This is a genomic window from Streptomyces sp. NPDC058459 (assembly GCF_042721685.1).
Lineage (GTDB): Bacteria > Actinomycetota > Actinomycetes > Streptomycetales > Streptomycetaceae > Streptomyces.
Genome location: NZ_JBHXLV010000074.1, coordinates 1 through 21,249, shown reverse-complemented (window position 1 = coordinate 21,249; position 21,249 = coordinate 1). Strand labels below are relative to the sequence as shown.

At 72.9% G+C, this 21,249-nt stretch carries 22 protein-coding genes; 12 read left to right on the top strand and 10 right to left on the bottom strand.

Features of this window, described 5'->3' with window-relative positions; translation table 11 throughout:
* Positions 1-120: 120 nt before the first annotated feature.
* Positions 121-606 (top strand): sigma factor-like helix-turn-helix DNA-binding protein, encoded by a 486-nt coding sequence (locus ACFWN1_RS16295; protein WP_384362258.1) that lies wholly within the window; start codon positions 121-123, stop codon positions 604-606.
* On the top strand, positions 603-851 hold the full coding sequence (locus ACFWN1_RS16290; protein WP_384362254.1) for a hypothetical protein: 249 nt from the start codon (positions 603-605) through the stop codon (positions 849-851). The genes ACFWN1_RS16295 and ACFWN1_RS16290 overlap by 4 nt, the downstream gene beginning before the upstream one ends.
* Positions 852-863: 12 nt before the next feature.
* On the opposite strand, the gene ACFWN1_RS16285 is transcribed toward ACFWN1_RS16290, so the two are convergent.
* On the bottom strand, positions 864-2,021 hold the full coding sequence (locus ACFWN1_RS16285) for a cystathionine gamma-synthase (RefSeq protein WP_384362251.1): 1,158 nt from the start codon (positions 2,019-2,021) through the stop codon (positions 864-866).
* Between the two features lie 131 nt (positions 2,022-2,152).
* Here ACFWN1_RS16285 and ACFWN1_RS16280 point away from each other — a divergent pair, with 131 nt between their 5' ends.
* The gene (locus ACFWN1_RS16280; RefSeq protein ID WP_384362248.1) at positions 2,153-3,271 is read left to right on the top strand and encodes a hypothetical protein; all 1,119 of its coding nucleotides are present in this window, start codon (positions 2,153-2,155) and stop codon (positions 3,269-3,271) included.
* Positions 3,272-3,378: 107 nt separating this feature from the next.
* Positions 3,379-4,044, top strand: coding sequence for a peptide-methionine (S)-S-oxide reductase MsrA (gene msrA / locus ACFWN1_RS16275; protein WP_384362245.1), 666 nt, complete (start codon positions 3,379-3,381; stop codon positions 4,042-4,044).
* Positions 4,045-4,130: 86 nt separating this feature from the next.
* On the opposite strand, the gene ACFWN1_RS16270 is transcribed toward msrA, so the two are convergent.
* Complete coding sequence (locus ACFWN1_RS16270) at positions 4,131-5,174, bottom strand: NAD(P)-dependent alcohol dehydrogenase (protein WP_384362242.1); 1,044 nt, start codon at positions 5,172-5,174, stop codon at positions 4,131-4,133.
* A 179-nt stretch (positions 5,175-5,353) separates the two neighbouring features.
* Here ACFWN1_RS16270 and ACFWN1_RS16265 point away from each other — a divergent pair, with 179 nt between their 5' ends.
* Positions 5,354-6,241, top strand: a complete 888-nt coding sequence (locus tag ACFWN1_RS16265; protein WP_384362239.1) for a helix-turn-helix domain-containing protein — start codon at positions 5,354-5,356, stop codon at positions 6,239-6,241.
* Positions 6,242-6,322: 81 nt separating this feature from the next.
* Here ACFWN1_RS16265 and ACFWN1_RS16260 read toward each other — a convergent pair whose 3' ends face one another.
* Complete coding sequence (locus ACFWN1_RS16260) at positions 6,323-7,585, bottom strand: Ig-like domain-containing protein (protein ID WP_384362236.1); 1,263 nt, start codon at positions 7,583-7,585, stop codon at positions 6,323-6,325.
* A 291-nt stretch (positions 7,586-7,876) separates the two neighbouring features.
* Positions 7,877-8,236, bottom strand: coding sequence for a hypothetical protein (locus tag ACFWN1_RS16255; protein WP_384362234.1), 360 nt, complete (start codon positions 8,234-8,236; stop codon positions 7,877-7,879).
* Positions 8,237-8,345: 109 nt separating this feature from the next.
* On the opposite strand from ACFWN1_RS16255, the gene ACFWN1_RS16250 reads away from it, so the two are divergent.
* Positions 8,346-8,696 carry a hypothetical protein gene (locus tag ACFWN1_RS16250; RefSeq protein WP_384362231.1) on the top strand — a complete coding sequence of 117 codons (351 nt, stop codon included), beginning with the start codon at positions 8,346-8,348 and terminating at the stop codon, positions 8,694-8,696.
* A 49-nt stretch (positions 8,697-8,745) separates the two neighbouring features.
* Here ACFWN1_RS16250 and hutH read toward each other — a convergent pair whose 3' ends face one another.
* From hutH to ACFWN1_RS16235, 3 genes are all read right to left on the bottom strand, one after another.
* A complete protein-coding gene (hutH, locus tag ACFWN1_RS16245) occupies positions 8,746-10,314 on the bottom strand; it encodes a histidine ammonia-lyase (protein ID WP_384362282.1) in 1,569 nt (522 codons plus the stop codon).
* Positions 10,315-10,378: 64 nt separating this feature from the next.
* A complete protein-coding gene (locus ACFWN1_RS16240) occupies positions 10,379-11,533 on the bottom strand; it encodes a diguanylate cyclase domain-containing protein (protein WP_384362228.1) in 1,155 nt (384 codons plus the stop codon).
* Positions 11,534-11,602: 69 nt separating this feature from the next.
* The gene (locus ACFWN1_RS16235) at positions 11,603-12,397 is read right to left on the bottom strand and encodes an enoyl-CoA hydratase/isomerase family protein (protein WP_384362225.1); all 795 of its coding nucleotides are present in this window, start codon (positions 12,395-12,397) and stop codon (positions 11,603-11,605) included.
* Between the two features lie 191 nt (positions 12,398-12,588).
* Between ACFWN1_RS16235 and ACFWN1_RS16230 the strand changes: the two genes are divergently transcribed.
* Entirely contained in the window at positions 12,589-13,521 is a 933-nt protein-coding gene (locus ACFWN1_RS16230; protein ID WP_384362222.1) for a hypothetical protein, read from the top strand.
* 7 nt (positions 13,522-13,528) lie between these two features.
* Here ACFWN1_RS16230 and ACFWN1_RS16225 read toward each other — a convergent pair whose 3' ends face one another.
* Positions 13,529-14,653 carry an adenylate/guanylate cyclase domain-containing protein gene (locus tag ACFWN1_RS16225; protein ID WP_384362219.1) on the bottom strand — a complete coding sequence of 375 codons (1,125 nt, stop codon included), beginning with the start codon at positions 14,651-14,653 and terminating at the stop codon, positions 13,529-13,531.
* A gap of 243 nt (positions 14,654-14,896) precedes the next feature.
* Complete coding sequence (locus ACFWN1_RS16220) at positions 14,897-15,757, bottom strand: biotin--[acetyl-CoA-carboxylase] ligase (protein WP_384362216.1); 861 nt, start codon at positions 15,755-15,757, stop codon at positions 14,897-14,899.
* Positions 15,758-15,867: 110 nt separating this feature from the next.
* On the opposite strand from ACFWN1_RS16220, the gene ACFWN1_RS16215 reads away from it, so the two are divergent.
* Genes ACFWN1_RS16215 through ACFWN1_RS16200 form a run of 4 tightly spaced genes read left to right on the top strand, consistent with a single transcriptional unit; the run spans position 15,868 to position 18,543 of the window.
* Complete coding sequence (locus ACFWN1_RS16215; RefSeq protein ID WP_384362213.1) at positions 15,868-17,466, top strand: acyl-CoA carboxylase subunit beta; 1,599 nt, start codon at positions 15,868-15,870, stop codon at positions 17,464-17,466.
* Positions 17,467-17,502: 36 nt separating this feature from the next.
* On the top strand, positions 17,503-17,712 hold the full coding sequence (locus ACFWN1_RS16210; protein WP_384362210.1) for an acyl-CoA carboxylase subunit epsilon: 210 nt from the start codon (positions 17,503-17,505) through the stop codon (positions 17,710-17,712).
* Between the two features lie 60 nt (positions 17,713-17,772).
* Positions 17,773-17,901, top strand: a complete 129-nt coding sequence (gene mmpB, locus ACFWN1_RS16205) for a morphogenic membrane protein MmpB (protein ID WP_384362207.1) — start codon at positions 17,773-17,775, stop codon at positions 17,899-17,901.
* A 27-nt stretch (positions 17,902-17,928) separates the two neighbouring features.
* On the top strand, positions 17,929-18,543 hold the full coding sequence (locus tag ACFWN1_RS16200) for a Maf family protein (RefSeq protein WP_384362204.1): 615 nt from the start codon (positions 17,929-17,931) through the stop codon (positions 18,541-18,543).
* Here ACFWN1_RS16200 and ACFWN1_RS16195 read toward each other — a convergent pair.
* On the bottom strand, positions 18,515-19,048 hold the full coding sequence (locus tag ACFWN1_RS16195) for a hypothetical protein (protein ID WP_384362201.1): 534 nt from the start codon (positions 19,046-19,048) through the stop codon (positions 18,515-18,517). The two genes, ACFWN1_RS16200 and ACFWN1_RS16195, sit on opposite strands and share 29 nt — an antisense overlap.
* A 387-nt stretch (positions 19,049-19,435) precedes the next feature.
* Between ACFWN1_RS16195 and ACFWN1_RS16190 the strand changes: the two genes are divergently transcribed.
* The gene (locus tag ACFWN1_RS16190; protein WP_384362198.1) at positions 19,436-21,208 is read left to right on the top strand and encodes an acetyl/propionyl/methylcrotonyl-CoA carboxylase subunit alpha; all 1,773 of its coding nucleotides are present in this window, start codon (positions 19,436-19,438) and stop codon (positions 21,206-21,208) included.
* Positions 21,209-21,249: the final 41 nt, after the last annotated feature.

The following is a 21,249-nucleotide window of genomic DNA, read 5'->3' as shown; positions in this document are numbered from 1 at the left end:
GGCTCCGTCCCGGCTCTTGACCCCTGGACCCCCATGGGCCTCAGATGAGACCGGGCCCCGGCGCGCGTCCGGGTCTCCAGGGTGCTTCTCGCGCCGCAGGGTGTGCTGGGGGGAGGCGGGGTGCGTGATCGGCCGGCCGTGCGGGACGCCCGCAGGGCACAGGAGTTCGGGGGGTTCGTCGCGGGCGCGGCGGGCCGGCTGCTGCACACCGCTACGCTGCTCACCGCGGAGGCACCGGACGCCAACCCGCGCGCGCGGCGCCTGCTGGCGCGGGCCCTCGCCCACACCTACGCCCATTGGGACAGCCCGCCGGGCGAGGACCCCTATGACCGCGCACGCCAGTACCTGGCGACCCGCTTCGCCCACGCGGCCTGGCACCGCTCCCGCCCGCACGGCCCGCTCGCCCTACTGACCCCGCGCGAACGGCTGGTCCTGGTGCTGCGGCTGTACGAGGGGCTGGCCGTGGAGCAGACGGCGGCCCTGCTGGGCCTGCCCGCCGAGCGGGTGCACGCCCTCTGCGACCGGGCGACGGCCACGGTGCTGCATCCGCCGCCCGGGGACGCCCCGCGCGCGGGCGGCCCGGTCATGAGAGCGCTGCGCCCGTGAACCGGCCGGAGCGCGAGGCAGCCGTGCGGCGGCTGATGGAGACGGTCCCGGTGAGCGTGCCGCCGGAGCTGCCCGGGGAGGCGGTGCGCCGGGGCGCCCGGCTGCTGCGCCTGCGCCGGCGAGCGCGCCGGCTGCTGTGGCTGGTGCTCGGCGCGGCGGCGATGGCGTTCGTCACCTGGGCCGCGCTGACCCGGCCGTGGGTGGAGCCGCCGTCCTCGACGACCCCGCCCCTGTCCGGCTGGTAGGCAGGAGCCCGCTTACTTGCCGAGCGCCTGCTTGAGGTCCTCCACCAGGTCGTCCGCGTTCTCGATGCCCACGGACAGCCGGACCAGGTCGGCGGGGACCTCCAGCGCCGAACCGGTGACCGAGGCATGCGTCATCCGGCCGGGGTGCTCGATGAGGGACTCCACGCCGCCGAGGGACTCGCCGAGGGTGAAGATCTCGGCGCGGTCGCACACCGCGACGGCCGCCTCCTCGCCGCCGGTGACCCGGAAGGAGATCATGCCGCCGAACGCCCGCATCTGCTTGGCGGCGACCTCGTGGCCGGGGTGCTCGGGCAGCCCCGGGTAGAGCACGCCGCTCACGCGCGGGTGCCGGGACAGCATGTCGGCGACCTTCGTGGCGTTCTCGCTGTGCCGGTCCATGCGCACCGCGAGGGTCTTGGTGCCGCGCAGCACCAGCCAGGAGTCGAAGGGGCCGGCGACGGCGCCCATCGCGTTCTGGTGGAAGCCGATCTCCTCGCCCAGACCCTCGTCGGCGACGATCAGCGCACCGCCGACCACGTCCGAGTGACCGCCCATGTACTTGGTCAGGGAGTGCACGACGACGTCCGCGCCGAGCGAGAGCGGCTGCTGGAGGTAAGGGGTGGCGAAGGTGTTGTCGACGACGAGCTTCGCCCCGCCGGCGTGCGCGACCTGGGCCACGGCGGCGATGTCGGTGATACCGAGCAGCGGGTTGGAGGGGGTCTCCACCCAGACGGCCTTGGTACGCGGGGTCATCGCGGCGCGCACGGCGGCCGGGTCGCTGGTGTCGGCGACGGACCACTCCACGCCCCAGCGGGTGGCGACCTTGGCGAAGAGCCGGAAGGTGCCGCCGTAGGCGTCGTTCGGGATGACGACGTGGTCGCCGGGGCTGAGCAGCGTACGCAGCAGGGTGTCCTCGGCGGCGAGGCCGGAGGCGAACGCGAAGCCGCTGCGGCCGCCCTCCAGCGCCGCGAGGTTCTCCTCCAGCGCCGTCCTGGTCGGGTTGGCGCTGCGGCTGTACTCGTAACCGCCGCGCAGCCCGCCGACGCCGTCCTGCTTGTAGGTCGAGACCTGGTAGATGGGCGGGACGACCGCGCCCGTGAGGGGATCGGCGGTGTTGCCCGCGTGGATCGCCAGAGTCTCGAAGTGCTCGCTGATGTGCCTGTCGCTCATGTGCACCGAGCGTAGTGCGCTCGCGGGGGTGCTGCCGGACGCCGGGCAGGGGCTGGGGCGGCGGACGGGAGTTTTCCACAGGCTCGCGGGAGGGTTGGCCAAGTGCCGCCGGCATCTGGTTCGCTTGACTCATGGCGACTCTCTGGCTGCTCCTGGCGCTGGCCCTGCTGGCCTTCGCGCTGCTCCCGCTGATCCGGCGCGGGCGCGGCGGGATCGAGCGTGTGCATCCGGGCCACCCGGACGCCGCCGACCCGGAGCGATACGGCTTCCTGCGCCAGGAGGAGCTGGACATCCGGATGCCGGGCCCGGACCAGGACCTGCTGGACGTGCTGGACCTGGTCGGCCGCACCGGCGACCACCGCGCCGCGGCCCAGATCCTCGCGGGTACGGAAGCGGAGGGTGAGCGGCGCTGGCAGCGGGTGCAGGCGTTCGCCGGGGCGGCCTCGCTGGAGCTGCGCGCACGGCCCGGCGGGATACATCAGACGCCGGGCGGGCAGTGGCTGCGGGTGTGGCGGGCCGAGCAGCCGAAGGACGCGGGCGGCGCGGCGGTGCACGCCGAGTTCCTGGCGCAGCAGGCGTGGCGCACCTCGGTGCCGGGCACGGATGACTTCCGGATCATCATGGAGGAGGCGCGCGACGCCTGCGGCCGGGCCGCGCTCGCCGCCCCCGGTGACCCGGTGCCGCACATCGTCGCGCTGTCCGTGGCGCGCGGACTTGGCTGGTCCCGGCCGGAGTTCGACGAGCTGTGGGGGAAGATCCTCGACACCGCCCCGCACCACATGGGCGCGCACCTGGCCGCGCTGCACTACACCTGCGAGAAATGGCACGGCTCGCGCGAGGAGGCGTACGCGTTCGCCGAGGCCGCCGCCGCCCGCGCGCCGGAGGGTTCGCTGCTGGCCGCGCTGCCGCTGTTCGCCGTCTTCGAGCATCTGCCGGAGGTGAACCTGGTCTCGGGGTTCTACCGCAGCGAGGTCGTCGTCAGGGCGATCCACGGCGCGCTGCACGCGGTGCACTCCGCCCGGCCGGACGATCCGATGCTGGCGCACGTCCGGCATCTGCTGGTGTTCTTCCTGGTGCGGGCCGAGCGCTGGGCGGAGGCCATGGACCAGCTGGTGCATGTGGACGGCCATGTGGGCGCGCTGCCGTGGACCCTGTCCGAGGAACCGGCCGGGGAGTTCGCGGTGTACCGGGCGCTGGCGGTCGCGGGGTACGAGGCCAACGGCGGCAACCCGGCGAGCCTGCCGGGCTGACACCCCGGCCCCACCTGCACCGTCCTTGAGCCGAACCGGAATGCGGGGGGCGCCCCGGTCGTTGTAGTCGTTACCCGTCCGCACCCGAGACCGACCAGGGAGACCCCATGCTCTTCGGCCGCACACCGCAGCTACCCACCCCGGAGCAGGCGCTCACGGGGCGGGATGTGCCCGCCTTCGAGGTCCCCGCCCGGCACACCGTCCTCGGCAACCCCCTGACCGGCCCCTATCCCGAGGGCCTGGAGGTCGCCGACTTCGGGCTGGGCTGCTTCTGGGGCGCGGAGCGCAAGTTCTGGGAGCTCCCGGCAGGGATTCACACCACGCTGGTGGGCTACCAGGGCGGCTACACCGAGAACCCCACCTACGAGGAGGCGTGCTCGGGCCTGACCGGCCACACCGAGGCGGTCCGCGTGGTCTACGACCCCAAGGTCGTCTCGTACGAGCAGTTGCTCAAGACCTTCTGGGAGTCGCACGACCCGACGCAGGGCTTCCGCCAGGGCAATGACGTGGGCACGCAGTACCGGTCCGCGATCTACACCCACACCCCCGGGCAGGCGGCCGCCGCCGAGGCGTCCCGCGCCGCGTACCAGCAGGTCCTGTCGGGCTCCGGCCACGGCACGATCACCACGGAGATCCTCCCGGCCGAGGGCCGCCCCTTCTACCCGGCCGAGCCCTACCACCAGCAGTACCTGGACAAGAACCCCGCCGGGTACTGCGGCATCGGCGGCACGGGCGTCTCCTGCCCGATCGGCGTGGCCCCCGCCCAGGGCTGAGCACAGACGACAGCGGGCCGCCCGGCCCGCGCCGCGGGGGCCCTTAGGGTGGGCCGGAGCCGGGCGGCCCTTTCGTGTGGCCGGCGTCAGATCGTCGCCGTGTCGATGACGAAGCGGTAGCGCACGTCGCTGGCGGTGACGCGGTCGTACGCGGCGTTGATCTCGTCCGCGCCGATCAGCTCGATCTCGGCGCCCACCCCGTGCTCCGCGCAGAAGTCCAGCATCTCCTGGGTCTCGGCGATGCCGCCGATGCCGGAGCTGGAGAGGCTGCGGCGCTGGCCGAACACGGACTGGAGGGTGATCTGCACCGGCTCCTCGGGCAGGCCCACGTTGACCATGGTGCCGTCGGTGCGCAGCAGGGACACGTACTCGGCGAAGTCGAGCGGGGCCGAGACGGTGTTCAGGATGATGTCGAAGGTGCCCGCCAGCTCCTCGAAGGTCTTCGGGTCGCTGGTGGCGTGGTAGTGGTCGGCGCCGAGCCGCAGCCCGTCGTCCTTCTTGCGCAGGGACTGCGAGAGCACGGTGACCTCGGCGCCCAGCGCGTGGGCGATCTTCACGCCGACGTGCCCGAGCCCGCCGAGGCCGACCACGGCGACCTTCTTGCCGGGGCCGGCACCCCAGTGCTTGAGCGGGGAGTACGTGGTGATGCCCGCGCACAGCAGCGGCGCGGCCACGTCCAGGGAGAGGCCGTCGGGGATGCGGACGACGAAGTCCTTGTTCACGACGACGTTCTCGGAGTACCCGCCGTAGGTGGGTTCGCCCTGCTTGTCGGTGTCGTTGTAGGTGAGGGTGGGGCCGCCGCCGGTGCAGTACTGCTCCAGGCCGGCCTTGCAGTTGTCGCACTCGCGGCAGGAGTCCACCATGCAGCCGACGCCCACCCGGTCGCCGACGGCGAACCCGGTCACCTTCGGGCCGACCTCGCTGACGACTCCCGCGATCTCATGACCGGGGACCATCGGGAAGATGCCCTCGGCCCAGCCGTCGCGGGCCTGGTGGATGTCGGAGTGGCAGATCCCCGCGAACTTGATGTCGATCAGGACGTCGTGGTCGCCGACCGGCCGCCGCTCGATCGTGGTCCGCTCCAGGGGCGCCTTGGCGGCGGGCGCGGCGTACGCAGCAACAGTGGTCATGACGGGGTTCTCCTCAACTTCGCTGTGGCCCGGACACGGTCACGACCGAGCACCCTTCCAGAGTGCCCCTGTCCGGCGCCCTCACCCAGGCCACGGCTTTGCGTACGACCACTGTGCCTACCACCGGGAGGGACAGGCTCCGGGGCGTACGACCCGGCGCCGCCCTCGATACTTGAGGTATGGACGAACAGCCGGAGACGGCCGCGAGCCGCCCGCTGGACCGGCGGGCCGAGCTGAGCGAGTTCCTGCGCAGCCGCCGGGCCAGGCTCAAGCCGGAGGACGTGGGCCTGCCCGAGTTCGGCCGGCGCCGCCGGGTGCCGGGGCTGCGCCGTGAGGAGCTGGCGCAGCTGGCCGGGGTGTCGGTGGCCTACTACACGCGCCTGGAGCAGGGCAACGGGCGGAACGTGTCGGCGGAGGTGCTGGACTCCATCGCCCGCGCCCTGCGCCTGACCGACGCCGAGCACGCGCATCTGACCCATCTGGCCAAGCCCGCGCCGCACAAGAAGCGGGTGCAGGGCCGCCGCCCGCAGGTGCGGACCGCGTTGCAGCACCTGCTGGACTCGGTGGACGCGGTGCCGGCGTACATCACGGGGCGGCGCTCGGAGATCCTGGCCTGGAACCGGATGGCGACCGCGCTGTTCGGCGACTGGGGCCGGCTGGCGCCGGAGGACCGCACCTGGGCCCGGCTGGTGTTCCTCTGCCCGGAGTATCGCGAGCTGTTCATCGACTGGGAGCAGAAGGCGATCGACATCGTGTGCGGGCTGCGGATGGACGCCGGGCGCTTCCCGGACGACGCCCGGCTTGCCGCGCTGGTCGGTGAACTCTCCGTCAAGAGCGAGGAGTTCCGCCGGCTGTGGGCCACGCACGACGTGAAGGAGCAGTTCTACGGCGTGAAGCGGCTCAGGCATCCGCTGGTCGGTGAACTCGCCCTGGGCTTCGAGGGGTTGCGGGTGACCGGCGACGCGGACCTGAACCTGATCGTCTACCACGCCGAACCCGACTCCGCCTCGGCCGAGTCCCTGCGCCTGCTGGCCAGTTGGGGAACGGCCACGGTGCCGACGCTCTAGCGGACCCCGTACACACGCGAGTGCCGCCCCTCGTCGGTGAGGGGCGGCACTCGCGCTCTCAGGGGGTGTTCCGGGATGGGATCAGGCGGCCGAACCGGCCTTCCACTGGGCCCAGTCCAGGTTCCAGCCGTTGAGGCCGTTGTCCGGGGAGACGGTCTTGTCACCGGTGTTCTTGATGACCACCACGTCACCGACGAGGGAGTGGTTGAAGACCCAGGCCGCCGGGGTGTTCGGGTCCTTGGCGCCCTTGGTGTCGGACAGGCCCACACAGCCGTGGCTGGTGTTCACGCTGCCGAAGATGGACTTCGCGCCCCAGTAGTTGCCGTGCAGGAAGGTGCCGGAGTCGGTGAGGCGGATGGCGTGCGGCACGTCCTTGATGTCGTACTCGCCCTTGCCGTCGTCGTCGGTGAAGCCGACGGTCGCGCCGTTCATCCGGGTCTGCTCGAACTTCTCGGACATGACCATGGTGCCGGCGTACGTCTTGTTCTCCGGGGAACCGGCGGAGATCGGCAGCCGCTTGACGGTCTTGCCGTCCTGCGTGATCGTCATCCGCTTGGTCCTGGCGTCGACGTAGGAGACCTGGTTGCGGCCGACGTGGAAGGTGACCGTCTTCTGCTGGACGCCGTAGACGCCGTCGGCGCCCTCGACACCGTCGAGCGCGAGCTTCAGCGTGACGGTGGAGTTCTCCTTCCAGTACGTCTCCGGGCGGAAGTCGATCCGGTTGGCGTTGAACCAGTGGCCGACGACCTCCTGACCGCTGGAGGAGGAGACGGTGATCCCCTTCTGCACGGCGGCCTTGTCGGTGATCGCCTTGTCGAAGTTGATCGACACGGGCATGCCCACCCCGACAGTGCTGCCGTTGTTCGGGGTGAAGTTGCCTATGAAGCTGTTGGACGGGGACACCGTGGTGAACGAGGCGTTCTCGTGGGCCACGCGGCCCCCGGAGTCCTTCGCCTCGGCGGCGAGCCTGTAGGTCGTCGACCGCTCCAGCTGGGTGGTCGGCTTCCAGCTGAGCTTGTCGGCGGACAGCTCGCCCTCCACCGCCTTGCCGTCTGTGGTGGTCATGCTCACGCCGGTCAGGGTGCCCTTGGCGACCTTGACCGCGGCCGAGTTGTTGATGGAGGCGTTGTTCGAGCCGTCCTTCGGCGTGATCGTGATCTGCGCCTCGGACGACTTCCTCGCCGCCGCCTCGTCGGCCTTCGCCTGCGAGCTCTCACCGCCGTCGGACGCGCTGGCATTACCGCCGCTGGAACAGCCCGTGAGCACGAGCACGCCACCGAGCAGTGCGGACGCGACCGTCAGGCGGTTGCGCCGCTTACTGTTCGTCATCACACGCTTCTCCATCGTTGCCGAATCTGTCCAGAACCCCGAGAGTCCCCGTTTGAAATCTTCCAACGCAACGGCCGCGCCTCCCCGTTCCCCTGAGCGGGGCTCTGTGGGGAACACCACGTAGGGGGACACCACGTGAGGGGACACCACGTAGGGGAACACCATGTAGGGGAACACCATGTCCCGTCTCCGGGACGGGCGGTGCGCGGGCCTCGATGCGCCACTTGTGAGACGAGAGAACCCGGACAGCGGTTGCCGTCCGGGTCATCCGTGCCCCGAAACCCGCGACCGAAGCCGCCGGGCTGCCTACCGCTCGTCCCGGCCGTCCACGTCGTCGGCCGGTTCGTCGTCGTCCTCATCATCGTCGCCGAAGTCCCATTTAGGCGAATCCGGGTCATACGCGAACCGCTCGCCGGACCAGGACGCCTGCTGGAGTTCCACCCCGGGCACGTCGCTGACCAGGTCGAACGGGTCCACGAGATACGCCAGCGCCTCGGCGGTGTCTTCCGTCACATCGCCCCCGGCGTGCGCCCGCTCCGCGTCCGGCAGCTCCGGGTCGGCGGCGATGCGGCGCAGCGCGGCCTTGGTCAGCTCGTCACCGTCGAGCACCTCCAGGACCAGCTCCACCCGAAGGCGTACAAAACGTGATGTCTCTTCAGCGTCCATGCGGGGAGCCTAGAACCGAAACCCGTCGTGACTTTCCTGTGACCCGCGATTTTCACTAACATCGCTCCACACGGCCAATTCGCCAGCGTCACAAGGGGATCGATATTCCGTGGCATCCGCTCGCCATCCGTTGCTGACCGCCACCGCCGCGGGCACGCTGCTGTGCGCCCTGTGGTTCGTCCCGTCCGCCAACGCCTCGCAGGACGGCCTCTCGACGGGCTCCGCGGCCGCCGGTACGGCGGTCTCCGGCCCGGCGGACCCCGGGAACCCGGACTCGGGGATCACCGGGCAGGTCACCACGGTGTCCCAGCTCACCGGCCAGGACGCCGCCGACCCGACCCGGCTCGCCGACACCGGCAGCTTCGACACCACGCCGTACGTGGTCTCCGGCACCCTGTTCCTCGCCGTGGGCGCGGGGTTCGTGGTGTATTCGGTGCGCCGGGAACGGCTGGGGTTCTGAGGAGTTCCCCGAGGGGGCCCCGCCCGTGGGTGAGGCCCCCGGGCGGCGGCTAGCGCAGCGGTCCGGTGACCGTCTCGGCGGCCGCCACGAGCCCGCCCCCGCGCACGAAGGCGTCGGCGGCGGCCAGGTCGGGCGCCAGGAACCGGTCGGGGCCCGGACCGCCCACCCCGGCGGCGCGCGCGGCCTCGATCACCGCGCGCGAGGCGGGGGCCGGCTCCAGCCCCTCGCGCAGCTCGACGGCGCGGGCGGCCGCGTACAGCTCGACCGCGATCACCCGGGTGAGGTTGTCCACGGCGGTACGCAGCTTGCGCGCGGCCGACCAGCCCATGGAGACGTGGTCCTCCTGCATCGCGGAGGACGGGATGGAGTCGGCGGAGGCCGGTACGGCGAGCCGCTTCAGCTCGCTGACCAGCGCGGCCTGCGTGTACTGGGCGATCATCAGGCCGGAGTCCACGCCCGCGTCGTCCGCGAGGAACGGCGGCAGCCCGTGGCTGCGGTTCTTGTCCAGCAGGCGGTCGGTGCGGCGCTCGGCGATGGAGCCGAGGTCGGCGACGGCGATGGCCAGGAAGTCCAGGACGTAGGCGACCGGGGCGCCGTGGAAGTTGCCGTTGGACTCCACCCGCCCTCCCCCGGTGCCGGAAGCCTGGGAGGTACCCCCAGGCAGCACCACCGGGTTGTCGACGGCGGCGGCCAGCTCGCGCTCGGCGACCAGGCGGGCGTGCGCCAGGGTGTCGCGGCCGGCACCGGCGACCTGCGGGGCGCAGCGCACCGAGTAGGCGTCCTGGACGCGGGGCGCGTCGTCCATGTGGTGGCCGGTGAGCTGGGAGTCCTTGAGCACCGCGAGCATGTTGGCGGCGGAGGCGGCCTGGCCGGGGTGGGGGCGGATGGCGTGCAGCTCGGGCGCGAGGACCTTGTCCGTGCCGAGCAGTCCCTCCAGGCTGAGGGCGGCGGTGATGTCAGCCGACGTGTAGAGGGAGTCGAGGTCCGCGAGCGCCATGATCAGCATGCCGAGCATGCCGTCGGTGCCGTTGAGGAGGGCCAGGCCCTCCTTCTCGCGCAGCTCGACCGGCTCGATGCCGTACTCGCGCAGCAGCTCACCGGCCGGGCGTACGACCCCGTCGGGGCCCTCCGCGTCGCCCTCGCCCATCAGGGTCAGGGCGCAGTGCGAGAGCGGGGCGAGGTCGCCGGAGCAGCCGAGGGAGCCGTACTCGTGCACGACCGGGGTGATCCCCGCGTTGAGCAGGTCCGCCATCGTCTGCGCGACCTCGGGGCGTACGCCGGTGTGCCCGGAGCAGACCGTCTTCAGGCGCAGGAACATCAGCGCGCGGACGACCTCCCGCTCGACGCGCGGGCCCATGCCGGCGGCGTGCGAGCGGACGATGTTGCGCTGGAGCTGGGCGCGCAGCTCGGGGCTGATGTGCCGGGTCGCGAGCGCGCCGAAGCCGGTGGAGACGCCGTAGACCGGATCGGGTCTGGCGGCCAGCGCCTCCACGATCTCGCGGGCCGCGGCGAGCGCGGCCACGGCCTCCTCCGACAGTTCCACGCGGGCCCCGGCGCGCGCGACGGCGAGGACGTCGTGCGCGGTGACGCCGGTGGTCCCCACCACCACAGAGTGCATATCCATATTCAGGAGCGTACGCATTGAATGCGGTGGTGTCACTAGTGGATCGTGTCCGCGCCCCTTACCGGCCCCGGGGCCGTCGCCCCCGGAAACGGCGGCGCTCGTTCCTCGCGGGCGGCGGCGTCTCGTCCGCCAGCCGGACGACCGGGTCGTCCGGGCCCTCCCGCCCGGCCACCACGGGCAGCTCCGCGCGCTCGGCCTTGGCCCGGTACTGCGCGGCGTCGGCCAGCCGGAACAGCCGCCGGGCGTCGCACACCGGGCCGATGTCGTGCCCGGTGGACGCCACCCCGCAGGCCACCCCCTCACCCAGCTCCAGGGCGCCGGCCCGGCGGCACAGCTCCACGGCCGCCCCGACCACGTCCTCGGCCGACGGTCCGAGCGCCAGCAGACAGAACTCGTCCCCGCCGAGCCGCGCCGCGAGCGCGCCCGGCAGCATCGCCCCGCACAGCGACAGCACCGACCCGAACCGCTCCAGCAGCCGGTCCCCCGCCGCGTGCCCCTGGGTGTCGTTGACCTTCTTCAGCCCGTTCAGGTCGCAGACGACGAGGCTGACCACCGCTCCGTCCGCCCGGTGCCGCTCCACCGCCTCATCGAGGCGCACGTCCACCGCGCGGCGGTTGGCCAGCCCGGTGAGGGCGTCGGTGAAGGCGAGGCGGCGGGCCTCCTCCAGCCGCTCGGTCTGCGCCAGCCCGGCCGCGACGACGGCGGCCAGGACGGTGGCGAAGTCGGCGTCCCCCCGGTCGAACACCGGCACCCCGGCCGCCCGCGCCACGTACAGCTCGCCCCACGCCCGGCCGTGCAGCACCACGGGCGCGACCACACAGCAGCCCCGGCCCCGGCGGCGCAGCGCGGCGACCCGCTGGTGGATGTAGCCGGGAGTGCCCGCGGCCGGACCCCGCGCGGTCTCCACCCAGGCGTTGGGACCGCCGCCCCCGGCCCAGCGTTCGTGCAGGAACTCGGTGATCTCCGGGAACTGGTGGACCGGGTACGCCTCCTCCGCCGGGAACTCCTCCTCGTCCTCGGCACGGCTGCCGACGTTCACGAGGACCCTGAGCCGCCCCCGCTCCCGCTCCCACACCGACAGCGCGGCGAAGTTCCCGGCCAGCGCCCGGCAGGCCCCGAGCGCCGCCGCCCGCCAGGACTCCGGCGCCGTGTGCGCGGCCGCCATCCCCTGGGCCAGCCCCACCACGGCAGCGAGCCGATCGTCCTCTCCCATCACTCCAGGTTAGGGAGGAAAGGGACATCAGGGGCGTCGGCGCGGGCGATCAGGTGGTCACCCGGGGGTTCACTCCCCCGGCCACTCGGGTGCGCGCTTCTCGTTGAAGGCCGCCACGCCCTCCGCGCGGTCGCCGGAGAAGGCGGTCGCCCGCCAGGCCGCGTCCTCGACGTCCAGCCCGGCCCGCAGGTCCAGGCCCTGGCCCAGGCGGAGGGCGCGCTTGGCGGAGCGGAGGCCGACCGGGGAGTTCTTCGCGATCCGCGCGGCCAGCGCGAGCGCGTCCTCCCGGTCCCGGCCCGCCTCGGCGAGCTGGTCGACCAGGCCGAGCGCGGCCGCCTCCGGCGCGTCCAGCCGGCGGGCCGTGAAGATCAGCTCGGCCGCGCGCGCCGCGCCGACCCGCCTCGGCAGCAGCTGCGTACCGCCGCCGCCCGGGATCACGCCGACGGATACCTCAGGCAGCCCCACCACGGCCGTCGTGTCGGCAACGATCAGGTCGCAGGCCAGCGCCAGTTCGAAGCCGCCGCCGAGGGCGAAGCCGTGCACCGCCGCGACGACCGGCATCGGCAGCTCCAGCACGCCGGTGTACGCCGCGCGCGCGACCGGGCGCTGCCGGACCAGGTCCGCGTCGCTGAACGAGTTCCGCTCCTTCAGATCCGCGCCGACACAGAACGCGCGTTCACCGGAGGACGTCAGTACGACGACCCGAGCGTCCCGGTCGGCGGCGAGCGCCGCGCAGGCTGCCGCGAGGGAACGGGCCATCTCCGTCGACACGGCGTTCATGGCCTTCGGCCGGTCCAGCACCAGTTCGGCCACGTGGCCGTGCCTGCGCACCAGCACGAACTCCCCGTACCGCTCCTCGCTCATGCCATCCTCCGGTTAACGTGGGTTAACACACTGTCGGGCCGATCATCGCAGCCGGACCGGCCCTCGGAAAGAGCGAGCCCCACCCGTTCGGGTGATTACCTCGCCGACCCGGCCCACGCCACCCACATGAGCGCATACCGTCCCCCACGGCTGACGCGCCCGGCGGCGCGCGGTGGAGAGGAGTGGAACGCATGACACCCGGACAGCGGAAGTCCGCGACACCTCCGCCCCGACTCCCCGCCGAAGCGGTCCCGCGGGTGTCACCGGCGCGCATCCCGACGGACCCTGCGAAGCCGCCGGGGGTGTCCTTCCTGGTGCGGACCGGGGTGGCGGGGGGCGAGAGCGGGAGCCGGCCTCGGGCCGGGAGGGGAACGGCGGGGCTCGTCGGGGGCGACGCGCCGGCGGCCGGGGAGGCGGAGCGGGGCGAGGCCGGCCGTCGGCCGCAGGCGAGTCCGCGCGAGGTGTCCGGTCAGGTGGAGGCGGGCGCGGCCGGCCTCGCTCGTCGGCCGGGGGCCGCCGCAGCCCCGCCTGCCACCCATGTCACTCCCGCCCCCTCCGCCTCGGCCGCGGCGCTCCCCCGCACCCGGGTCCCGCGCGCGGCGGACGCGTCGGAGCACGGCCGGCATCGGCGGGGACGGTGGCGGGTGGTGCTGCTCGTGGGGGCGGCAGCCGTGCTCGCCGTGGCGGTGCCGAGCCTCGTGCGGATCGCGCCGGACGCCGGGCCCGGCACCGCCGAGGCGGAGCCCTGGCACCCGTGGAGGCGGGGCACCGGTCCCTCGCCGGGCGTCTCCGCGACCGTCGCCGCCGTACCGTCGGCGTCTCCCGTCGAAGTCCCGGCACCGGCGCGTCCCACCCCGGGCGGCACGGTCACCACGAGCGCCGAGGCGGTCCCCACGCCCACCAAGCGCCCCACCGAGCGCCCCAGCGGGACTCCGCCGCCCGCCACCTCGGGCGCACCGGCGCCCCCGGCCGCACCGCGCACCCCGCCGGAAGCGTCCACCGAACCCCCCGCCCCGCCGGCGACGGCCCCCACGCCGGCCCGGAGCGATGCGCCACCCCCGCCGGACAGCAAGGGCGTCTGCGTGCCCGTACTGGGCCTCTGCCTGGAACTGCGGGGCCGGTAGGGGGCTCTCAGGGCGCCTCGCCCCGGCGGGCCAGCAGCCAGGGCTCGACCATGCCCAGGCCGCGCACCGAGCGCTGCCACATCGGCTGGAGGGCGAAACGGTACTGCGGGGGCTCCTCGCCCTCCTTCTCGGCGGAGGCGACGGCCTCCGCCGCCTCCGCCTCGGAGGCGGGCGCCACTCCGGTGCGGATCACCTCCTCCGCGAAGGCGCTGTCGACGAGCACGGCGTCGCGCGGCGCTATGGAGGTCAGCCGGGAGGCGAGGTTCACGGTCGTGCCGAAGACGTCGCCCATGCGGGTGGTGACCGTGCCGAACGCCATGCCGACCCGCAGTTCGGGCATCGTCTCGTCGTTGGACAGCGTCTCGACCAGGCGCAGGGCGATGTCGGCGGCGGTGGCCGCGTCGTCGGCGACGTACAGCACCTCGTCGCCGAGGGTCTTGATGAGGCGGCCGCCGCGCGCGGCCACCAGGTCGGCGGCGGTCGTCTCGAACGCCTCGACCAGCTCGCCCAGTTCCTCCTCCTCCATCCGGCGGGTGAGCCGGGTGAAGCCGACGAGGTCGGCGAAGGCGACGGCGAGACGCCGGTCGACCATCTCCGCGTCGTCCACGTTCTGCACCACCCGCCCGGCGGACGCGGCGAGCTGGCGGCGCCAGACGTAGACGAGGAACTCCTCCAGCTCGGGCAGGAGCAGTTCGATGATCGGGTACGTGACCTCGGTGCGGGTCATGCCGGGCTCGGGGGGCTCGGTCAGGCCCTCCAGGAAGGAGTCGAACTGCCATTCGGCCAGCCGGGCGGTGGTCTGCCCGGTGGAGCGGGCCACCTGCACCGCCATCGCCTCGCTGAGCAGCCCCGCCTCGACCAGACCGGCGAGCCTGCGCAGGGCGAGTACGTCGGCCTCGGTGAGCGCCCTGGCCTGGCCTATGTCGGCGAAGCCCATCGCCCGCCAGAAGCGGGACGCCAGTTCCATGGAGACACCGGCGCTGCGGGCGGCCTGGAAGGGGGTGTAGCGGCGCTCGGCGCCGAGGATCAGCTGTTCGAGGCGGAGGGCGAGCGGGTCGTCGCCGGGGTCGGGGGCATCGGGGTCCACCCGGCCCTCCGCGCCCGCGCCGGAGCCCGTGTCGTCGACGCTCACGCCTGCTGCCCTTCCGATCTGCCGCGGTCAGGTACCGACCGGCCTCAACTCTACGGCAGGTGTGCGCCAGCTCACTCCGCCGGGACCGGCCACCCGGACGCACTCTTCACCCTCTGGAAGCACCGCCCGGCGCGCACCGCGCACGACCTGTGGCGGGCCGGTGCCCCCACGCGCCTCTGCCCGCCACCGGGGCCGGGCACACCGCCTCTCACCGGCCGGAAGCCCGCGCCGGGCGGAAAACCCCTACGCCGGACGCAGATGCACGATGTCCCCCGCCCCCACGGCCTCCCGCTTCCCCTCCGCCGTGGCGATGACCAGCCGCCCGTCCCCGTCGACCGCGACCGCCTCCCCGACCAGGTCGCGGTCTCCGGGCAGTTCCGCGCGGACCTGGCGGCCGAGGGTGGCGCAGCCGGCCGCGTAGGTCTCCTGGAGGGTGCTGGTGACCGGGTCGCCGCCCGCCGCGCGCCAGCCGTCGTACCAGGTCTCCAGGGAGCGGAGCACCGAGCGGAGCAGCGTGTCGCGGTCCGTGCTCACGGCGTCGGCCAGGGCCAGCGAGCCCGCCCGGGGGACGGGGAGTTCGTCGGCGCGCAGGGTGACGTTGAGGCCGACGCCGACGACCACGCCGTCCTCCCCCGCCCGCTCGGCGAGGATGCCGCCCGCCTTGCGCTCCTCGGCGCCGACGGTGACCAGCAGGTCGTTCGGCCACTTCAGGGCGGTGTCGACGCCGGCCGCGCGGGACAGGCCGGTGGCGACCGCCACGCCGGTCAGCAGCGGGAGCCAGCCCCAGCGCTCCGGCGGAACCCCGGCGGGGCGCAGCAGGACGGAGAAGAAGAGGCCCGAGCGCGGCGGGGCCGTCCAGCGGCGGTCCAGCCGCCCGCGCCCGGCCGTCTGCTCCTCCGCGATCAGCACCGAGCCCTCCGCCGCCTGCCCGGAGGCCGCGCGGGCGGCGAGGTCGGAGTTGGTGGAGCCGGTGCGCTGGACCACGTCGACCGAGGACCACAGCCCGCCCTCCCGGACGAGCGCGCGGCGCAGCGCGGCCGCGTTGAGCGGCGGGCGGTCGAGGTCGGACCAGCGGCTGGGACCTGAGACATTGTGCGGCGTCATGCAAGTCACCCTAGGTGTGGCATAGACCGCACTCCTGAGAGACGGGCCCCGGACTACGCTACGGATGAGTAATCGTCCCCCCTTTTGAGCAGGCAGGGAGCCGCATCCCGATGTCCGAGCCGGAAGAGCACGAGACCGACATCCACACGACCGCCGGGAAGCTCGCGGATCTGCGGCGGCGTATCCACGAGGCGACGCACGCCGGCTCGGAACGCGCGGTGGAGAAGCAGCACGCGAAGGGCAAACTGACGGCGCGTGAGCGCATCGAACTCCTCCTGGACGAGGGTTCGTTCGTCGAGCTGGACGAGTTCGCCCGGCACCGTTCCACCCACTTCGGCCTGGAGGCGAACCGTCCGTACGGCGACGGTGTCGTCTCCGGTTACGGCACGGTGGACGGCCGTCCGGTGGCCGTGTTCTCCCAGGACTTCACCGTCTTCGGCGGCGCCCTCGGCGAGGTGTACGGCCAGAAGATCGTCAAGGTCATGGACTTCGCGCTGAAGACCGGCTGCCCGGTCATCGGCATCAACGACTCCGGCGGCGCCCGCATCCAGGAGGGGGTCGCCTCGCTGGGCGCGTACGGCGAGATCTTCCGCCGCAACACCCATGCCTCCGGGGTGATCCCGCAGATCAGCCTGGTCGTCGGCCCGTGCGCGGGCGGCGCGGTGTACTCCCCCGCGATCACCGACTTCACCGTGATGGTGGACAGCACCAGCCACATGTTCATCACCGGCCCCGACGTGATCAAGACGGTCACCGGTGAGGACGTCGGCTTCGAGGAACTGGGCGGCGCGCGCACCCACAACACCAACTCCGGCGTGGCCCACCACATGGCGGGCGACGAGAAGGACGCCGTCGAGTACGTCAAGCAGTTGCTGTCGTACCTGCCGTCCAACAACCTCAGCGAGGCGCCGGTCTACCCGGAGGAGGCGGACCTCGCGCTCAGCGACGAGGACCGCGAGCTGGACACCCTCGTGCCGGACAGCGCGAACCAGCCGTACGACATGCACACGGTGCTCGAACACGTGCTGGACGACGGGGAGTTCTTCGAGACGCAGGCCCTGTTCGCGCCGAACATCCTCACCGGCTTCGGCCGGGTCGAGGGGCACCCGGTGGGGCTGGTCGCCAACCAGCCGATGCAGTTCGCGGGGTGCCTGGACATCAAGGCGTCCGAGAAGGCGGCCCGGTTCGTGCGCACCTGCGACGCGTTCAACATCCCGGTGCTCACCTTCGTGGACGTGCCCGGCTTCCTGCCCGGCGTGGACCAGGAGCACGACGGCATCATCCGGCGCGGCGCCAAGCTGATCTACGCCTACGCCGAGGCCACCGTCCCGCTGATCACCGTCATCACCCGCAAGGCGTTCGGCGGCGCGTACGACGTGATGGGCTCCAAGCACCTGGGCGCCGACCTCAACCTGGCCTGGCCGACCGCGCAGATCGCGGTGATGGGCGCGCAGGGCGCGGTCAGCATCCTGCACCGCCGCACCATCGCCGAGGCGGAGGCGGCCGGCACCGGCGAGGAGACCCGGGCGCGGCTGGTCCGGGAGTACGAGGACACGCTGCTCAACCCGTATGTGGCGGCGGAGCGCGGCTATGTCGACGCGGTGGTCATGCCGTCGGACACCCGGGCGCACATCGTCCGGGGCCTGCGTCAGCTGCGTACCAAACGGGAATCCCTGCCTCCGAAGAAGCACGGCAACATCCCCCTGTAGGAACCCCCTGTAGGAACAGCGCCGACGGGAGCCGTCATGAACATCAAGGTCGTACGAGGCAATCCCACCCCGGAGGAGCTGGCCGCCGCACTGGCGGTGGTCCGCGCCCGCGCCGTGGCGGCGGCCGAGCCGTCGTCCGGCGCGCGGCGACCGCGGGACGCGTGGTCGGACCCGGCCAGGATCGCGGGCCGCCGCCTGCCCGCGCCGGGGCCGGTGTCCTGGTCGCGCACCTACTGGCCCAGCTGAGCTCGAACCTGAGTAGGAGTACTCAGGCGCTCGCGCCGCGCCGCGCCCCACGCTGGAGCCATGCTGTGGTCAGACCCGGAGAACGAGCCGCCCGAGGAACTCCGTCACATGGAGGAGAGACTCAGGCGGCTCGGCCTCTTCATGGCCCTGGCCATGGTGCTGGCGATGATCGTCATCGGGCTGAGGTGAGCACGGCGGCGGCGCTAGGCTGATCGCATGACAGACCAGCGGCGCCGTCTCGTTCTCGCCTCCCAGTCCCCCGCCCGGCTGGGTCTGCTGCGGCAGGCCGGGCTGGCGCCCGAGGTGATCGTGAGCGGGGTGGACGAGGACGCGGTCACCGCCCCGACCCCGGCCGAGCTGGCGCTCGCGCTCGCCGAGGCCAAGGCGTCCGTGGTGGCCGCCCGGCCCGACGTGCGGGGCGCGCTGGTGATCGGCTGCGACTCGGTGCTGGAGCTGGACGGGCAGGCGCTCGGCAAGCCCGCCGACGCCGAGGAGGCCACCGCCCGCTGGAAGGCGATGCGCGGCCGCGCCGGGGTCCTCCAGACCGGGCACTGCGTCTGGGACACCGCCGCCGAGCGGTACGTCTCCGCGACCGCCTCCACCGTGGTCCGCTTCGGCGAGCCCACGGACGAGGAGATCGCCCGCTACGTCGCCTCCGGCGAGCCCCTCCACGTCGCCGGGGCCTTCACCCTGGACGGCCGCTCCGCGCCCTTCGTCGAGGGCATCGAGGGCGACCACGGCAACGTGATCGGCATCAGCCTGCCCCTGGTCCGCAAGCTGCTGCGCGAACTGGGTGTCGGGATCACGGAGTTGTGGGCGCCGTCCGAGTGATCTTCCCGGTGTCGGCCGGACGGCCCTGAGCGTCACCCGCAGGGGTGGACGTGGGCCTCGGTCCGGGGGCGGCCTCGGGGGCGCCTCCCTCCCCGGGCGGGTCACCGGCCGGCCGGGCACCCGTGTCACGCGGACGGTCGTACGTCATCAGCAGCAGCACCAGCAGGGCGAGGACCACCATCAGCGTCAGGAACGCCTCCGGTCCCACCAGGCCCCATGCGACGGCGCCCAGCAAGGCGTTCACCACGGCGGCGCTGACCAGCAGGACGCGGCCGAGGCCGGCCGGGGCGCGGTCGCGCACCGCGACCAGCAGGGCGGCCAGGGCGCAGAGGGCGAAGTAGAGCCCGAAGACCACGCCTCCCGCCTTCGAGGACGTCGCCATCATCGCGGGGTCGAGGCCGGCCAGCGACATCTGCTGGTGGTCCACCACCGTGCCGAGCAGCCAGTTCACCGCCGCGATGCCGACAGCCTCGGCCAGCAGGACGAGCGTCACGATCCAAGCCACCGGTCTGCGCACCACCGGCCCCACCCCACCTTCGCCGCCGCCCCCGCGGCTCACCCGTTACCGGCAGTACGCCGGTCAGCGCGAACGCTACTCATGGGTACGACAGGGGACAAGACCTCGGCCGGCGGCAAAGAATCATTGGGCCATTCGTAGGGACTCCACAAAGAAACCGCGTGGCCCGCAGCACGCTCTCACAGAGACCTTGGCCACATGGCGGGGCTAGGGTTTTCCGGTGGAGTCCTGCGTACCGAGATGCGACAAGGACTCCAGTGGGTCGAGCGGGCCTCGCATCACGCTCCGTGTGGGCAAGCTCACCACTGGGGACGGGTCGATGTGACGTGTCGGCAGTCCCTAAACTCGGCTTGTTTCAAGGAGGGAGCCTCAATCGTGCAGAAGGTGCTCATCGCCAACCGTGGCGAAATCGCTGTCCGTGTGGCGCGGGCCTGCCGGGACGCAGGCATCGCGAGCGTGGCCGTGTACGCCGACCCGGACCGGGACGCTCTGCACGTCCGGGCCGCGGATGAGGCGTTCGCCCTGGGCGGTGACACCCCGGCCACCAGCTACCTGGACATCGACAAGGTCCTGAACGCCGCCCGGGAGTCCGGCGCGGACGCCATCCACCCCGGGTACGGCTTCCTGTCCGAGAACGCCGAGTTCGCTCAGGCGGTCCTGGACGCGGGCCTGAACTGGATCGGCCCGCCGCCGCAGGCGATCCGGGACCTGGGTGACAAGGTCGCCGCCCGGCACATCGCGCAGCGCGCGGGTGCCCCGCTGGTCGCCGGCACGCCGGACCCGGTGTCCGGCTCCGAGGAGGTCGTGGCCTTCGCCAAGGAGCACGGCCTGCCGATCGCCATCAAGGCGGCCTTCGGTGGTGGCGGACGCGGTCTGAAGGTCGCCCGCACCCTGGAGGAGGTGCCGGAGCTGTACGACTCGGCGGTCCGCGAGGCGGTCGCCGCCTTCGGCCGGGGCGAGTGCTTCGTGGAGCGCTACCTCGACCGTCCCCGGCACGTGGAGACCCAGTGCCTGGCCGACAAGCACGGCAACGTGGTCGTCGTCTCCACCCGTGACTGCTCGCTGCAGCGCCGCCACCAGAAGCTGGTGGAGGAGGCCCCGGCGCCGTTCCTCTCCGAGGCGCAGGTCGCGGAGCTGTACCGGGCGTCCAAGGCCATCCTCAAGGAAGCGGCCTACGAAGGCGCCGGCACCTGTGAGTTCCTGGTCGGCCAGGACGGCACGATCTCCTTCCTGGAGGTCAACACCCGCCTCCAGGTCGAGCACCCCGTGACCGAGGAGGTCGCCGGGATCGACCTGGTCCGCGAGATGTTCCGCATCGCCGACGGCGAGGAGCTGGGCTACGGCGACCCCGAGCTGCGCGGCCACTCCTTCGAGTTCCGCATCAACGGCGAGGACCCGGGCCGGGGCTTCCTGCCCGCCCCCGGTACGGTCACCCGCTTCGAGGCGCCGGCCGGTCCCGGTGTCCGCCTGGACGCGGGCGTGGAGTCCGGCTCGGTCATCGGCCCGGCGTGGGACTCCCTGCTGGCCAAGCTGGTCGTCACCGGCCGCACCCGCAAGGAGGCGCTGGAGCGCGCCGCGCGGGCGCTGGACGAGTTCCAGGTCGAGGGCATGGCCACGGCCATCCCGTTCCACCGTGTGGTGGTCCGGGACGCGGCCTTCGCGCCGGAGCTGACCGGCTCCGGGGACCCCTTCACGATCCACACCCGCTGGATCGAGACCGAGTTCGTCAACGAGATCAAGCCCTTCACCGCCCCCGCCGACGCGGAGGCGGACGAGGAGCTGGGCCGTGAGACGGTCGTGGTCGAGGTCGGCGGCAAGCGCCTGGAGGTTTCCCTCCCCTCGTCGCTCGGCATGTCCCTGGCCCGCACCGGCCTCGCGGCGGGCGCCAAGCCCAAGCGCCGCGCGGCCAAGAAGTCCGGCCCCGTCGCCTCCGGCGACACCCTCGCCTCGCCCATGCAGGGCACCATCGTCAAGGTGGCCGTCGAGGAGGGCCAGACGGTCCAGGCGGGCGACCTCATCGTCGTCCTGGAGGCCATGAAGATGGAACAGCCCCTGAACGCCCACCGCGCGGGCACCGTCAAGGGCCTCCTCGCCGAGGTCGGCGCCTCCATCACCTCGGGCGCCCCCATCTGCGAGATCAAGGACTGACCCCGAGTCGGTGTTCCGACGCCCGGCGACCGATCAGGAAC

What these genes read in the sequence shown, in the direction of transcription:
- ACFWN1_RS16285 (WP_384362251.1), bottom strand. Translation starts at nt 2,021, where the DNA reads ATGAGCGACAGGCACATCAGCGAGCACTTCGAGACTCTGGCGATCCAC.
- ACFWN1_RS16280 (WP_384362248.1), top strand. Translation starts at nt 2,153, where the DNA reads ATGGCGACTCTCTGGCTGCTCCTGGCGCTGGCCCTGCTGGCCTTCGCG.
- msrA (WP_384362245.1), top strand. Translation starts at nt 3,379, where the DNA reads ATGCTCTTCGGCCGCACACCGCAGCTACCCACCCCGGAGCAGGCGCTC.
- ACFWN1_RS16270 (WP_384362242.1), bottom strand. Translation starts at nt 5,174, where the DNA reads ATGACCACTGTTGCTGCGTACGCCGCGCCCGCCGCCAAGGCGCCCCTG.
- ACFWN1_RS16265 (WP_384362239.1), top strand. Translation starts at nt 5,354, where the DNA reads ATGGACGAACAGCCGGAGACGGCCGCGAGCCGCCCGCTGGACCGGCGG.
- ACFWN1_RS16260 (WP_384362236.1), bottom strand. Translation starts at nt 7,585, where the DNA reads ATGGAGAAGCGTGTGATGACGAACAGTAAGCGGCGCAACCGCCTGACG.
- ACFWN1_RS16255 (WP_384362234.1), bottom strand. Translation starts at nt 8,236, where the DNA reads ATGGACGCTGAAGAGACATCACGTTTTGTACGCCTTCGGGTGGAGCTG.
- hutH (WP_384362282.1), bottom strand. Translation starts at nt 10,314, where the DNA reads ATGCACTCTGTGGTGGTGGGGACCACCGGCGTCACCGCGCACGACGTC.
- ACFWN1_RS16240 (WP_384362228.1), bottom strand. Translation starts at nt 11,533, where the DNA reads ATGGGAGAGGACGATCGGCTCGCTGCCGTGGTGGGGCTGGCCCAGGGG.
- ACFWN1_RS16235 (WP_384362225.1), bottom strand. Translation starts at nt 12,397, where the DNA reads ATGAGCGAGGAGCGGTACGGGGAGTTCGTGCTGGTGCGCAGGCACGGC.
- ACFWN1_RS16230 (WP_384362222.1), top strand. Translation starts at nt 12,589, where the DNA reads ATGACACCCGGACAGCGGAAGTCCGCGACACCTCCGCCCCGACTCCCC.
- ACFWN1_RS16220 (WP_384362216.1), bottom strand. Translation starts at nt 15,757, where the DNA reads ATGACGCCGCACAATGTCTCAGGTCCCAGCCGCTGGTCCGACCTCGAC.
- ACFWN1_RS16215 (WP_384362213.1), top strand. Translation starts at nt 15,868, where the DNA reads ATGTCCGAGCCGGAAGAGCACGAGACCGACATCCACACGACCGCCGGG.
- ACFWN1_RS16210 (WP_384362210.1), top strand. Translation starts at nt 17,503, where the DNA reads ATGAACATCAAGGTCGTACGAGGCAATCCCACCCCGGAGGAGCTGGCC.
- mmpB (WP_384362207.1), top strand. Translation starts at nt 17,773, where the DNA reads ATGCTGTGGTCAGACCCGGAGAACGAGCCGCCCGAGGAACTCCGTCAC.
- ACFWN1_RS16200 (WP_384362204.1), top strand. Translation starts at nt 17,929, where the DNA reads ATGACAGACCAGCGGCGCCGTCTCGTTCTCGCCTCCCAGTCCCCCGCC.